Origin of the sequence: Phenylobacterium sp. LH3H17, from assembly GCF_024298925.1 — a bacterium.
GTDB lineage: Bacteria > Pseudomonadota > Alphaproteobacteria > Caulobacterales > Caulobacteraceae > Phenylobacterium.
On the sequence record NZ_CP101283.1, the window covers coordinates 3,090,297 to 3,103,948 of the forward strand.

The 13,652-nt window shown below is 67.9% G+C and carries 14 protein-coding genes; 6 read left to right on the plus strand and 8 right to left on the minus strand.

The window, feature by feature from the left end:
- Positions 1–27 precede the first annotated feature (27 nt).
- Entirely contained in the window at positions 28–2,274 is a 2,247-nt protein-coding gene (gene uvrB, locus M9M90_RS15180; RefSeq protein WP_371876864.1) for an excinuclease ABC subunit UvrB, read from the plus strand.
- A 188-nt stretch (positions 2,275–2,462) separates the two neighbouring features.
- Here uvrB and M9M90_RS15185 read toward each other — a convergent pair whose 3' ends face one another.
- The 3 genes from M9M90_RS15185 to M9M90_RS15195 form a co-directional block, all read right to left on the minus strand.
- The gene (locus M9M90_RS15185) at positions 2,463–2,780 is read right to left on the minus strand and encodes a UrcA family protein (RefSeq protein ID WP_254834062.1); all 318 of its coding nucleotides are present in this window, start codon (positions 2,778–2,780) and stop codon (positions 2,463–2,465) included.
- 83 nt (positions 2,781–2,863) lie between these two features.
- Positions 2,864–3,190, minus strand: coding sequence for a UrcA family protein (locus M9M90_RS15190; RefSeq protein WP_254834063.1), 327 nt, complete (start codon positions 3,188–3,190; stop codon positions 2,864–2,866).
- A 596-nt stretch (positions 3,191–3,786) separates the two neighbouring features.
- Entirely contained in the window at positions 3,787–4,323 is a 537-nt protein-coding gene (locus M9M90_RS15195; RefSeq protein WP_254834064.1) for a 2'-5' RNA ligase family protein, read from the minus strand.
- A 238-nt stretch (positions 4,324–4,561) separates the two neighbouring features.
- Here M9M90_RS15195 and M9M90_RS15200 point away from each other — a divergent pair, with 238 nt between their 5' ends.
- The gene (locus tag M9M90_RS15200; protein WP_254834065.1) at positions 4,562–4,852 is read left to right on the plus strand and encodes a hypothetical protein; all 291 of its coding nucleotides are present in this window, start codon (positions 4,562–4,564) and stop codon (positions 4,850–4,852) included.
- A 336-nt stretch (positions 4,853–5,188) separates the two neighbouring features.
- Positions 5,189–5,515, plus strand: coding sequence for a hypothetical protein (locus tag M9M90_RS15205; protein ID WP_254834066.1), 327 nt, complete (start codon positions 5,189–5,191; stop codon positions 5,513–5,515).
- 212 nt (positions 5,516–5,727) lie between these two features.
- On the opposite strand, the gene M9M90_RS15210 is transcribed toward M9M90_RS15205, so the two are convergent.
- On the minus strand, positions 5,728–6,000 hold the full coding sequence (locus tag M9M90_RS15210) for a GNAT family N-acetyltransferase (protein ID WP_254834067.1): 273 nt from the start codon (positions 5,998–6,000) through the stop codon (positions 5,728–5,730).
- A 97-nt stretch (positions 6,001–6,097) separates the two neighbouring features.
- On the opposite strand from M9M90_RS15210, the gene M9M90_RS15215 reads away from it, so the two are divergent.
- A complete protein-coding gene (locus M9M90_RS15215) occupies positions 6,098–6,664 on the plus strand; it encodes a DUF3617 family protein (RefSeq protein ID WP_254834068.1) in 567 nt (188 codons plus the stop codon).
- Positions 6,665–6,772: 108 nt separating this feature from the next.
- Positions 6,773–7,360 carry a DUF3617 family protein gene (locus tag M9M90_RS15220; protein ID WP_254834069.1) on the plus strand — a complete coding sequence of 196 codons (588 nt, stop codon included), beginning with the start codon at positions 6,773–6,775 and terminating at the stop codon, positions 7,358–7,360.
- A 176-nt stretch (positions 7,361–7,536) separates the two neighbouring features.
- On the opposite strand, the gene M9M90_RS15225 is transcribed toward M9M90_RS15220, so the two are convergent.
- Both M9M90_RS15225 and mnmA read right to left on the minus strand, forming a co-directional pair.
- A complete protein-coding gene (locus M9M90_RS15225; protein WP_254837144.1) occupies positions 7,537–8,724 on the minus strand; it encodes an acetyl-CoA C-acyltransferase in 1,188 nt (395 codons plus the stop codon).
- A gap of 82 nt (positions 8,725–8,806) precedes the next feature.
- Entirely contained in the window at positions 8,807–9,964 is a 1,158-nt protein-coding gene (gene mnmA, locus M9M90_RS15230; protein WP_254834070.1) for a tRNA 2-thiouridine(34) synthase MnmA, read from the minus strand.
- Positions 9,965–10,169: 205 nt separating this feature from the next.
- Between mnmA and M9M90_RS15235 the strand changes: the two genes are divergently transcribed.
- The gene (locus M9M90_RS15235) at positions 10,170–10,355 is read left to right on the plus strand and encodes a hypothetical protein (protein ID WP_254834071.1); all 186 of its coding nucleotides are present in this window, start codon (positions 10,170–10,172) and stop codon (positions 10,353–10,355) included.
- Positions 10,356–10,359: 4 nt separating this feature from the next.
- Here M9M90_RS15235 and M9M90_RS15240 read toward each other — a convergent pair whose 3' ends face one another.
- Positions 10,360–11,295, minus strand: a complete 936-nt coding sequence (locus M9M90_RS15240) for a flagellin (RefSeq protein ID WP_254834072.1) — start codon at positions 11,293–11,295, stop codon at positions 10,360–10,362.
- Between the two features lie 10 nt (positions 11,296–11,305).
- Complete coding sequence (gene flgK, locus M9M90_RS15245) at positions 11,306–13,396, minus strand: flagellar hook-associated protein FlgK (RefSeq protein ID WP_254834073.1); 2,091 nt, start codon at positions 13,394–13,396, stop codon at positions 11,306–11,308.
- Positions 13,397–13,652 lie beyond the last annotated feature (256 nt).

Sequence of the window (13,652 nt, forward strand, 5' to 3'; positions counted from 1 at the left end):
GGCATGATCGATCCTACCTTGGCGTTCATGCCCCGTTCCGCCGAACCCACCGCCCCCGCCGGCGTCTCCGACATGTCGGGCGCGTTCGACTATGACGAGAACACCATGCCGATGCTGTGGAAGCCCCACCGCCCGGCGCGGCCGGTCAAGTCGGAGGGCGGCAAGCGGTTCAAGCTGGTCAGCGATTACGAGCCGGCCGGCGACCAGCCGACGGCGATCGCCGAGCTGGTGGCGGGGCTGGAAGGCAAGGAGCACGACCAGGTCCTGCTGGGGGTCACCGGCTCCGGCAAGACCTTCACCATGGCCAAGGTCATCGAGCAGACCCAGCGCCCGGCCCTGATCCTGGCGCCCAACAAGACCCTGGCCGCCCAGCTCTATTCCGAGATGAAGAGCTTCTTCCCGGAGAACGCGGTGGAGTTCTTCGTCTCCTACTACGACTACTACCAGCCCGAGGCCTATGTGCCGCGGACCGACACCTACATAGAAAAAGATAGCTCCATCAACGAGCAGATCGACCGGATGCGTCACTCGGCCACCCGGGCGATCCTCGAGCGCGACGACGTGATCGTGGTCGCCTCGGTCTCCTGCATCTACGGCATCGGCTCGGTCGAGACCTATACGGCCATGACCATGACCCTGGAGCCCGGCCAGCGGATCGACGAGAAGCGGCTGATGGGCGACCTGGTGGCCCTGCAGTACAAGCGCAACGACGCGGCCTTCGAGCGCGGCTCGTTCCGCCGCCGGGGCGACACCCTCGAGATCTTCCCGGCCCACTACGAGGACCGCGCCTGGCGCATCAGCCTGTTCGGCGACGAGATCGAGACCGTCACCGAGTTCGACCCCCTGACCGGCAAGAAGACCGCCGACCTGGAGGGGATCAAGATCTACGCCAACAGCCACCACGTCACCCCGCGCCCGACGCTGAACCAGGCGGTCATCGCCATCAAGGCCGAGCTGAAGGAGCGCCTCGACTGGCTGGTCGCCAACGGCAAGCTGCTGGAGGCCCAGCGCCTGGAGCAGCGCACCAATTTCGACATCGAGATGATCCAGGCCACCGGCTCCTGCGCCGGCATCGAGAACTACAGCCGCTACCTGTCGGGCCGCCGGCCGGGCGAGCCGCCGCCGACCTTCTTCGAATACATCCCGGAGAACGGCCTGCTGTTCGTCGATGAGAGCCACCAGTCGGTGCCCCAGATCGGCGGCATGTACCGCGGCGACTACCGCCGCAAGTTCACCCTGGCGGAGTACGGCTTCCGCCTGCCCTCCTGCCTCGACAACCGCCCGCTTAAGTTCGAGGAGTGGGACGCCATGCGGCCCGCGACGGTCCACGTCTCGGCCACCCCCGGAAACTGGGAGATGGAACGGGCCGGCGGGGTGTTCGCCGAGCAGGTGATCCGCCCCACCGGCCTGATCGACCCGCCGGTGGAGGTGCGCCCGGTGACCACCGCCGGCTTCAGCCAGGTGGACGACGTCATCGACATGGTCCGCCAGACCACGGCCAGGGGCTATCGCAGCCTGATCACCGTGCTCACCAAGAAGATGGCCGAGGACCTCACCGAGTACATGCACGAGCAGGGCCTGCGCGTGCGCTACATGCACTCAGACATCGACACCATGGAGCGGATCGAGATCATCCGCGACCTGCGCCTGGGCGCCTTCGACGCCCTGGTGGGGATCAACCTGCTGCGCGAGGGCCTCGACATCCCCGAGTGCGGCCTGGTGGCCATCCTCGACGCCGACAAGGAGGGCTTCCTGCGCTCCGAGACCAGCCTGATCCAGACCATCGGCCGCGCGGCCCGCAACGTCGACGGCCAGGTGATCCTCTATGCCGACCGGATCACCGGCTCCATGGAGCGCGCCATGGCCGAGACCAGCCGCCGCCGGGAGAAGCAGGAGGCCTACAACCTCGAGCACGGCATCACGCCCGAGAGCATCAAGAGCTCGATCAAGGAGATCCTGGCCAGCGGCTACGAGCGCGACCGCCCGCTGGTCAGCGCCGGGGTGGCGGAGGACTCCAAGCCGTTCCTCGGCGACAACTTCAAGACCACCCTGCGCGACCTCGAAGCCAAGATGCGCCAGGCCGCCGCCGACCTGGAATTCGAGACCGCCGCCCGCCTGCGCGACGAGATCAAGCGTTTGAAGATGCTGGACCTGGAATTCGCCAACGACGTGCTGACCGCGCCGGGCGAAGAGGTGGATCGCGGCGCGGTGAAGCGGGTGAAGGCCGAGGCGCGGGCCGAGGCGGCCGAGCGGTTCCGGAAGGGGAAGTTGTAGGGGGTCCGGGCGCGGCTGGCCCGAACCTGCAAGGCATGTTCGGCTTGAGGCTTGCTCCCGTTTAGCCGCAGCTAGGGAGGTCGCCGGCCTCAAGGACAGGTTCGCGCGCGTACGGAGGCGCGGAAGGCGTTGATCAAGCGCGAGCGCGCGCGGCGCCTGGCGCGGTTGGGGATCGCCACCACGCCCGCCTAGCGCGACGCCAGCATGCTCGTCGATGGCAACTCGGTCTGTAGGCGGACCACGTTGGGGGCCCTGAGCTTGCTCGCAGCCCGCTGAGCCATGTCGCGGCGGCACTTCAGGGTGGTCACGTCCCACTCACGCGCGCCGTCCCGGGCGCGGGTCTCGCAGAATAGCGACGCGGCGTCGTTCATGCGCTGGACGGCCAGATAGGCGCCGGCCTTGGTGTGGAGGTTCAGGTCCCGCACCTTGACGACCATGGCCGATTCCGCGTGGGCGGCACCGGTCATCAGCAGCGACATTAGGACGAGGTAGGCCAAGTGCTTCATCGCGATCCCCTGTCAGGCGGGCGCCCGCGCGGGTCTCGAAAACGAGAGGGAAGGCGCGCGGGCGCACCTTCCCCGCTCGTGGTTCAGCGTTGCGCCAGAATGATCGGCGGCTTGGCTCCGGACTGATCGTAGCGGGCGGTCACCAGCGGCGCGTCGAGCTTGTTGACGGCGAGATACATCATCCTGTCCCGGCAGGCCCGGGCGCTCGACCGTTCCTGCAGTGTCGTCACCCGCGCAGCGTCCTGACAGAAGACCTTGGACGCGGTCTTGATGCGGCGCAGGGCCCGCTCGGCGCCGGTCCCGGCACGCAGGTTCAGGTCGCCGACGACAACCTTCATGTCGGCTCGTTCCCCGTCGGCGAACGCAGGGGTTCCGACGAACGCCGCACCCAGGAACGCGGATGCGGTCACTATGGCGATTAGCTTCGATTTCATGGTCTGAGCCCTCGTTTTGGCAGATGGCTTCAGGTCAAGGGACGACGCGGTCCGTGCGAGCGGAAGCTGTCGCCCGCCCTCTCAACCGGAAGCGGACGCCAGGCGAATCCCTCGGCGATCAGGCCGAGCGAAAATCCCGGATCGGGTATGCTTGTGCGGCGGCGGACGCTTGCCGAGCGTGGCCGGGAGGATCGCCGCTGGGTGATGGTCGGGCGGCGCCGGCGCGCCGCTTCATACTCTACGGAGCAACGCGCCTGGATTGCTGATCCAGAGGCGCACACGTAAGTCGAGAGCCATGACGCCCCCCTCTTACAGTCTAGGATCGCAGATAGTTTGGTTTTCGTCCCTTGCGGGTAGCTTTACTATCCAACCTGGGAAATATACTCTTATGAAATTGACTGTCATCTGATTTGTCAAAGATAAATACTATTTAACATATCCAAAGCTAAGCTTTCAACATGGCTCAGGTTGTTGGAATGATCTGGAAGCTTTGCCAGGGCAGCGCCGGTGGCAATCTTGCCTCCCGATGACCCTAAGGGGTCACCGCCACCCGGCCTGGCGAAGCCGCCGCTTCACCCGAACCACCCCGCCTTCTCCAGCGGTATCTCCGCCACCACCCGCACCACCCCGCCCTGGCGGCGCTCCACCTGCAAGGTGTCGATGACGCCGGTGATGGAGAGGTCGCGGGCGTTGATCGACTCGGCGGTCTTCCGGGCCGCGGCGTAGTCGTGGTCGGTGGTCACGGTGATGTGCGGCAGGTAGGGCATCTCCGGGCGCAGGGCCGCCTCGATCGGGCCGACGTGCAGGCGGTCGTGCAGGCGGGTGATGGCGGCGAACCCCTCGTCCGGGATCAGGAAGACGTGGAAGCCGCCGACGGCCGGCTCCGGCGCCACCAGGGCGCAGCGTAGGTGGAAGCGGATCGGCGCCACGCCCTTGACCTGGGCGGCGACCAGTTCGGCGAAGTCCTTGGGCGGCATCTGGGCGCCGGGGAAGACCAGGGTGAACTTGGGCGGGCCGGGATTGCCGGTGCGCCTGCGGCGGATATCGGTCAGCCAGGCCAGTTCGGCCTTGTGGAACTGCGGTCTGGCGACGACTTCGAGCGATTCCATGGGTCTCCCCGCGGCGAGCGGCTGAACGGCGATGCTACACCGATCTCCACCTGGGCGCGCGAAGCTCCGCCGCTGCGTGTCACCCAAATTCCACACCGGGCGAATAGTCGTGCTTAACGCCAGACCATCTGGTGGCGCGGGTGGAACTTCGGCCCCACCTCAAACGTAAGCATTGCGAAGGGCGTCCCAAGTCGAAGCGGTCCATGGGGGACCACAGGCGCGCCCCGGGGATGGACAAATGTCGCCTCCGCTTTCCGTCGTGGCCGACAACTCGGCCCCCAAGACCGCCCCGCCGAAGCTCAACGAGCTCGCCGAGCGCATCCGCCGCCTGCAGGCCGAGGCCAAGGGCCTGGCCCGCGAGCACATCCGCAGCCTGGAAGCCGCCCTCATCGAGGTCGAGCGCCTGTCGGCCGAGATCGCCGACGGCGGCGAGGCCTATCCCCCCGGCGTGCGCGACATCGCCCGCCGGCTGGCCGAGGACTGCGAGCACAAGGTCCAGGCCATCGAGGCCATCGCGTCCCGGAACTGATCGCGTCGCCGACTTCGACGCCGTGACGGAGGGGGCTCGCCTCGAGAAACTAGAGTCAAAGTCCCCCTCAGTCGGCTTCGCCGACAGCTCCCCCAGGAGGGGAGCATCCCGGTTGGTGCTGAACCAGATCCTCCCCCAGCGCGGAGCGCGGTTTGGGGGAGGTGGCGCGTCGCCCTCTTCGGCGACGTGACGGAGGGGGCTCACGCCCACGAGGGCCAAAGTCCCTCCAGGAGGGGAGCAACTCGGTTGTGCTCGCCCCATTCACATAACGCGTTCTGTCGACTGGCGCCCTTCGTGCTGCGTGAGTGACCGAGTGTGCAGCAATGGAGCAGGTAGATGGTCGATCGAGTTCAAGCCCTGGCGGCCCTGACCGTGGTGTCGGACGTCGCCCCCTCGCGCGTGTCCGGCGGCCCCCGCGAGGTCGCCCTGGCGCCGCGTGAATCGATTTCCGAGCGGGTCCGTCGCCTGCAGGCCGAGGCCAAGGGCCTGGCCCGCGAGCATATCAGCGCCCTGGACGAGGCCATCCTCAAGGTCGAGCAGCTGGCCTTCGAGATCGCCGACGGCGGCGAGGCCTATCCCGCCGGCGTGCGCGACCTGGCGCGGCGCCTGGCCGACGATTGCGACGCCAAGCTGATGACCATTCGGGCCATCGCCGGGCGCTGAGGCGCCACAGAACTGTTGTGTTGGTTGCGTAGCTTACCCCTCTCCCCTTGCGGGAGAAGGTGTCGGGTCCTCCCGACGGACGGGCGCGCAGCCCCGTCCCGCCCACGCCTTTGGCGCGCCGGCGGGACAGACAAGCAGCGTGGTCCGCCCGGTCCCATCCCCCCCGGAAGGGCCGCCTTCTCCCGCAAGGGGAGAGGCTTGTTTCGCGGGACTTAGCTCACCAGGTCCCGGAACTCGTGGCTCCGGCGCAGCCAGGCGGCCGCATATCCGCAGATCGGGGTGATCTTCAGGCCCTGGGCGCGGACGTCGGCGGCCAGCGCCGCCATCAGCCGGCCCGAGGCGCCCGTGCCCCGTAACGGGACCGGCGCCTCCACATGGTCGATATATATCCGGTCGTCCACGAGACGGTAGTCGGCCCAGGAGGTCATCCCGTTCTCGTCCATCTCGTAGCGCTGCGCGTCGGTGTTGTTTCGAAGCTGGCTCATCACGGCACCTTAACCCCTTCCTTCGGCCATTCGATCCCGGTTAGCGTGGGTCCGCAAACTTGCAGGGAGAGCGGCGATGGTTCGGCGAGCTTTGACGATGACGGTCGCGGTTCTGGCCCTGGCCGCCTGCGGCAAGAAGGAAGACAAGACCGCCGCCGTGGGCGACGCGGCGCCGGCCGCCGCCACCGCCCCGGCCGCGGGGCCGGCCGCCACGCCCCGGCGCAAGCCCGGCCTCTGGACCCAGACCGTGTCCATGGAAGGCTTCAGCCAGATCACCCGCATCTGCCTGGACGAAGCGACGGAGGCCAAGCTGTCGGTGGTCGGCGGCCAGATGAGCCAGGAGGCCTGCAGCCAGACCGCCATGACCCCGAAGCTGGGCGGCGGCTGGAGCTTCAGCTCCACCTGCGACATGGGGTCGGGCGGCAAGACCACCACCACCGGGGTGATCACCGGCGACTTCAGCTCCAAGTACCGGATGGAGGCCGACACCACCACCGAGGGCGCCGGGGCGCCGCAGATGAACGGCGCGCGCAAGATGGTCATGGAAGCCGCCTGGCAGGGCCCCTGCCCCGCCGACTTCAAGCCCGGCGACATGGAGATGCCCAACGGCATGAAGATGAACATGCTGGCCATGGGGGCTGCGGCCGCGGCGGCGAATAAATAACCCGAACCGGAGAGCTTCACGGTTTCTCAGGGCGTTCATGCTCAACTCGCCAAAGCTCCGCCATAGGAACCGTCCCCCGCGGTTCCGGAGGGGCCAGGGAGGGGACTCATGTTCGGCCTGCGCCATCTGTTGCTCGCCGGCTCTGTCGGGATAGGGCTGGCCGCCTGCGGCGCGGCCGACATTCCGCCGAACCGCCAGCCGGGCCTGTGGGAGCAGAGCGTCCAGGTCGGGCCGCTGGCCAAGGTCACCAATGTCTGCCTGGACGACAAGGTCGACAAGACCGCCGACTGGTGGGGCGTCCAGATGAACCGCGGGACCTGCAAGCACCGTTCGTTCAAGGGCCGCGAGGACGGCGGCTGGGACTTCGCCTCGACCTGCGACATGGGGACCAACGGCCTCGTGGTCACCAAGGGCGTGGTCTATGGCGACTTCATCCACCGGTTCATGGTGCGCGGGACCCAGACCACCACGGACGCCCTGCTGAAGACCGCCAACGGGACCCGCAAGATCGCTATCGACTCCAAGTACCAGGAAGCCTGCCCGGCCCCCTACCAGCCGGGCGACATGTGGATCGAGGGCCTGAAGCCCAAGCCCGACGAGAGCACCCTGAAACAGGTCGGGCCGGTGAGCTTCAACGACAACGCCGTGCCGATGTCCCAGGTGGTGAAGCTGAAGAAGCCGACGAAGGTGGAGTAGGGACACCCCTCGTCAGTAGATGCTCCCCCTCTGGGGGAGCTGTCGGCCGAATGGCCGACTGAGGGGGACTTTGACTCTATCCACCGCGGATGAAGCCCCCTCCGTCTCGTCGCGAAGGGGCGACGATCCACCTCTCCCAAATCGCGCTGCGCGCTGGGGGAGGATCTGAGGCCCAGTCAGACCAGCTCCACCGCCATCGCCGTGGCCTCGCCGCCGCCGATGCAGAGGCTGGCGACGCCCTTCTTGCCGCCGCGGGCCTGAAGCGCCGAAAGCAGGGTCGCCAGGATCCGCGCGCCCGAGGCCCCGATGGGATGGCCCAGAGCGCAGGCGCCGCCATTGACGTTGAGCTGGGCGCGGTCGATGCCGAGTTCGCGCTCGGCGATCATCGCCACCACGGCAAAGGCCTCGTTGACCTCCCAGAGGTCGACGTCCTTGGCGCTCCAGCCGGCCTTGGCGAGCGCCTTCTGCATGGCCGGCGCCGGGGCGGTGGTGAAGAGGCCGGGCTCATGCGCGTGGCCGGCATGGCTGACCACCCGGGCGACCACCTTCAGGCCCAGCTTCTCGGCCGTCGAGGCCCGGGTGAGGACCAGGGCCGCGGCGCCGTCGCTGATCGAGCTGGCGTTGGCCGCGGTGATCGCCCCGTCCTTGCCGAAGGCGGGCCTCAGGGTCGGGATCTTGGCCGGGTCGGCCTTCATCGGCTGTTCGTCGGTCGAGACGGTCTCGGTCCCCTTGCGGCTCGTCACCTGGACCGGGGTGATCTCGCGGGCGAAGGCGCCGCTTTCCGTGGCCGCCTTGGCGCGGGCGAGCGAGGAAATGGCGAATTCGTCCATGGCCTCGCGGGTGAACTGGTAGGCCTTGGCGGTCTCGTCGGCGAAGGAGCCCATCAGCCGGCCGGGATCATAGGCGTCCTCCAGGCCGTCCAGGTACATGGAGTCCGAGATCGTATCGTGGCCGATGCGCGCCCCGCCGCGGTGCTTGGCCAGCAGGTAGGGGGCGTTGGTCATGCTCTCCATGCCGCCCGCGATGACGATGTCCACCGAGCCGGCGACGAGCGCGTCATGCGCCATGATCGCGGCCTGCATGCCCGAGCCGCACATCTTGTTGATGGTGGTCGCCTCGACCGACTTGGGCAGGCCCGCGCCCAGCGCCGCCTGGCGGGCCGGGGCCTGGCCCAGGCCCCCCGGCAGGACGCAGCCCATGATGATCTGCTGCACCGCGTCGGGGCTCAGTCCCGCCCGCTCCACCGCCGCCTTCACCGCCGCCGCGCCCAGGTCCGTGGCCTTCACCGGGGAGAGAACGCCCTGGAAGCCGCCCATGGGCGTGCGGGCGTAGGAGGCGATGACGACGGGATCGGCGGCGGACATGGTCGGGCTCCAGGACTGTTCCTGGCTCATGTGCGCCGCACAATGGACGAGTTCAAGCCCGTCCCGGAAGCAAACGCCGCGCTCAGAGCGCCCGGACGGTGGCCTCGATGAAGCCGCCGCCCAGCACCCGGTCGGGGGCCTCGGGTGCGTAGAGCACGCAGGCCTGGCCGGGGGCGACGCCCTCTTCTGGCTCGCTGAGCGCCACGCCGACCACGCCGTCCTCGAAGGTCAGATGTCCCGGGACCGGCTCGCGGGTTGAGCGCACGCGGGCCAGGACCGGGCGGCCGGCGGCCTCGCCGATCGTCCCGGTTTCGCCCAGCCAGTTGGTTTCCTTGAGCGTGAGCGCCCGGGTCAGCAGGGCCTCTCGCGGGCCCACGACCACCTGGCGCTGCTCGGCGTCGATCCTGACCACGAACAGCGGATCGCCCACGGCGATGTTCAGGCCGCGGCGCTGGCCGATGGTGTAGCGGGTGACGCCCTCGTGGCGGCCCAGCACCCGGCCGTCCATGTGCACCACGTCGCCGGGCTCGGCGCCGTGCGGGCGCAGGCGGTCGATCACCGTGGTGTAGCGGCCTTCCGGCACGAAGCAGATGTCCTGGCTGTCGGGCTTGTCGGCGGCGGCGAGGCCCAGCTCGGCGGCCACCCGCCGCACCTCCGGCTTCGGCAGCCCGCCCAACGGGAATCGCAGGAAGTCGAGCTGGTCCCGGGTGGTGGCGAACAGGAAATAGCTCTGGTCGCGCGCCGGATCGGCGGCGCGGCGCAGTTCCGGCCCGTCCACGCCTTCGGCGCGGCGCACATAGTGCCCGGTAGCCATGGCCTGGGCGCCCAGTTCGCGGGCGACATCCAGCAGGTCGCGGAACTTCACCGTCTGATTGCAGCGGATGCAGGGGACCGGGGTCTCGCCCCGCAGATAGGCGTCGGCGAAGTCCTCGATCACCTGCTGCTTGAAGCGGCTCTCATAGTCGAGGACGTAGTGGGGGATGTTGAGCGCGTCGGCGGCCGTGCGCGCGTCGTGGATGTCCTGGCCCGCGCAGCACGCGCCTTTCTTCTGCACCGCCGCTCCGTGATCGTAGAGCTGCAGGGTGACCCCGACCACATCGTAGCCCGCCCGCGCCAGCAACGCCGCCGTCACCGTCGAATCCACCCCGCCGGACATGGCCGCGACCACACGCGCGCCGGCGGGCAGGCCCACGGCGGCACGAGCGGCTTCGACGGCGCTGTCGGCGAAGGGAGCGTTCATAGCGGCTATGTAGACGTTGGCGGCCGGCTTTGCGAGATGCGCCTGGATTCCAGAGTGTCGGAAAGCCGACCAAGAGTTATGGCGAAAGCGTGATAGGGGTCGCTGGTGGCCGGGTGTATGGTCGGCAAGTCGTCGGCGAGTAGCGTCCAGGACTACCGGCGGCTGAGAGCTGTGCTCCCACCTGTTTACCGGAAGGGTAGCGCCAATGAATTCGTACCGCCTCTATGTCCTAGGTCCCCAAGAACGCCTTTGGGATGCGCAGGAATTGCAGCTGTCCGACGACGAGGCCGCCGTGGCCCGGGCCGACGCCCTGCGTCAGGACCACTGCGCCGTCGAGGTATGGAGCGGCGAACGCCTGGTCGCCCGCCTCGGCGCCGAGTTCAGTCTGTAGCGCCTTAAGGCTGCAGCACGTTCAGCAGCGAACTGTTCTGCAAGGTCAGGAAGACCTGTGAGGCGGCCTGGACCGAGAGCTGGGCCTGCTCGAGGGCGCTGATCGCCAGCGTCATATCCGCATCGGTGATCTCGCCCATCATGCCCTGCAGGCTGTCCTGCCGCGAGACCAGGTCCTTCTTCACCGACTCCACCCGCTTCTGGACCATGCCGTTGCGCGCGGTCTCGTTGATGATGTCCTTGTGCACCGTGTCCCAGGTCGCAAGGATTCCCTCCAGGAAGGTCTGCTGGGCCGTGGTCAGTTCGCCGGTGAATGGCCCCGAGCCGCCTTCCTCGAACACCTGGATGTCCTTGAAGGCCTGCAGCAGGTCGGTCCCGATGTCGTCGGCCAGCAGGCCGGTGTTGACCGTGGTGGAGTCGTCGATCTTCGCCTGGGTGACGAAGTCGTCGTTCTGGAAGAAGTCGGAGATCAGCGGCGTGCCGGGATTGGTCAGGTCCGCCATCGCGGTGGCCGTGACCGGCTGGGTGTCGATCTTGCCGCCGGCGAACAGATACTTGCCGCCGTAGCGGGCGTTCATCCCTTCGACGCTGTTGCGGAAATAGCCTCGGATGTCCTGCATCAGGGTGTCGGCGCGTCCGGAGGCCAGGGACTCGGCGATGGCCTGGCGGACCCCATCGGCGGACTCGGCCACCTGGTTGAGGCCGAAGTCCTGGGTGGTCAGCTTGTCGGCGATCAGCTTGTTCTGTTCCAGATAGCCGCCGAGGCGCACGTCGATGGACCGCATGGCGGTCAGCATGTCGGCGTTGCGCGAGAAATCCTTGAGATCGTTGCCCTTCTTCTGGGTCGCGACCTGATTGCCCGCCTCCATCTGCCGCTGCTGGGCGGCCATGATGTTGGAGAGCACCTGGTTGTAGTTGCCGGTCGTGGAAACGCGGTTCATGGCGGCGGCCCTAGATCATGTTGGTCAGGACATCGAACATGTCCTTGGCGGCCTGGATCATCCGGGCCGAGGCGTTGAAGGCTTGTTGATAGGTGGTCAGCCGGACGAGCTCTTCGTCGATATTGACGCCCTCCACCGACTGGCGGCGCGCCTGGGCCTCGTTGGAGACCGACTCGGCGCTCTGCTTGCGGGTCTCCGCGCCCTGGGCCTGGCGGCCGATCGAGCCGCCGAACTCCGAGGCGTAGCGCGACACGGTCATGGTCACCCTGCCGAGCTGGCCCGCGGCGCTGAAGTCGGTGGCCACGTCGCCGGCGGCGGCGATCAGGCGCGCGCCGCGGCCGTCGCCGGCGGTGACCGCCGGACGCCCGGCCGCCACCGATAGGTCAAGGGTGGCCAGGGCCAGCTTCATCGGGTTGGCGGTGAGCGCCGGATCGACCTTGAAGCGACCGGCGCGACTGGCGCGCTCGACCTTGCCCAGGCCGAAGAGTTGGCTAAGCGACGGCCCGCCAGCGCCGCGTTCCGTCAGGTCCTGGGTGACCGACAGGTTGGCGTTGGTCGGCGCGATCCCTGCGAAGGTCAACGCACCCCGGCTGTCCAGGCTGAATGAGCCGTAGAGTCCGACCCCGGTCGCCGGGTCGTTCAGCGCGGTCAGCATGTTGGCCATGCTGGTCCCGGCGGGGATAGCCACGGTCACGTCGCGGATCGGCTTGCCGTCCTCGTGAGCCAGCCGGAAGCTGATTGTGTCGCCCGCGGTGAAGCCGTGAGGATCCGCGGCGGTCAGGCTGGTGTCGTAGGTCCCGGGTCCGCTCGAGCGGATCAAGTCGTTCAGGCCGAAGAAATGCGAGAAGGCGCGGCCCGACTTGTTCGAAGTGCCCTCATCGATGGCCAGGCCGTTGGTTCCGGCCGCCGTCAGGCTCAGCGCCCCGTCGGTGAAGGTGGCGGTCGCCGCGCCGCCAAGCGACGTGTTCAGACTGGTCAGGAAAGTTGCGGGGGTGAAGGCGCCGCCCGGCGACATGGTCATGGCGTCGAAGTCGATTGTGATCGAGCTCTGGGCGACCCCGGACTGGTTCAGGACGGCGATCCGCGTCTGGCCCGTGAATCCGCCGATCGCTGTGGGCAGGTCCAGGCCGGTATTGCGCCCGCTCATCACCTTCGGCGGCGGGATGGCCGCCGACTTGTTGTGCGCCGCGTTGATCTGCTCGGCCGCTCGGCTCATGAACTCGCCCAGCTGATCCTGCATGCCGGGCAGGACGTCGTCGCGCAGATCCAGCATTCCCCGGATCCGGCCGGCGGTCATGGTGATCGGTTGCGCGAAGCCGAGACCGTTCCTCGGCTCGACGGCGATATAGCCCTTGGTGGCGTCGGTCCGGTTGTAGCTGAGCTTGGCCGCCTCGCCATCGCCAGCAAGCATCAGGCCCTCCGCAGAGCGGATGGTGACGCCGCCGACCGATTTCTGGCCAACCTGAACGTTCATCAGGGTGGCGAGCTCGTCGACCAGCTGGCTCTGGATGTTCTCCGACCCCGAGGAGTCGGCGTTGGCCAGCTTGGCTCGGCTGATGTCGGAGTTCAGGCGATTGATGGTCTCCAGCAAATCGTTGGCGCGGTCCACGTGGGCCTTGACCTGGGCGTCGACGGTCTTGCCGAGATCGCTGAACTGGGCGCCGATCCGGGCGCCCTCGTTCATCATGTCCTGGACCTTCGACAACGCCTGGCTGCGCAGCAGGGAGGAGGACGGGTCGTCCGAGACCTGGGAAAAGGCGCTGAACACGTCGTCGAGACGGCTGAAGAAGAAGTTCTCACCGGACGGGTCGCCAAACAGGCTCTGGGCGTTGTCCAGATACTGCGAGACGACGTCCCAACGGTTTGCATCCGACGCCGCCGAGAGCGTGGCCATCTGCAGGTACTGATCGGTGATCCGCTTGACGCCCGAAATCTCGACGCCCATCCCCATGCCGCCGACCACAAGCGAGGTCTGGTCGGCCATTTTCCGGACGTAGCCGGGGGTGTTCACATTGGCGATGTTGTCGGACACCGTCCGCAGGCTGACCTGCGAGGCCAGCATGCCCGACGAAGCGGTCTTGAGGATTGTGGTCAGGGACATTGTCTACCCCTCACCCCGGCAAAGCCTGACGCCCAACCCGGCTGAATCTGCCGGGAGCATGGTGAACGCCTGCGCGAGGGGCCGCAAAAAGTACAAGTTTTTCAATGTCGTCCCTTTCGGGGGCCGCTTGAGGTCACCATCAACGGCGCAAGACCGGCGCCAACCTCGCCGCTAGGGGTCCGAGCTACAGCCGGAGGGCGGCAGGGACGACCTATCGACCGGGTCCGGCTCGGCAAAAACCGCCAACGCCCGGCCG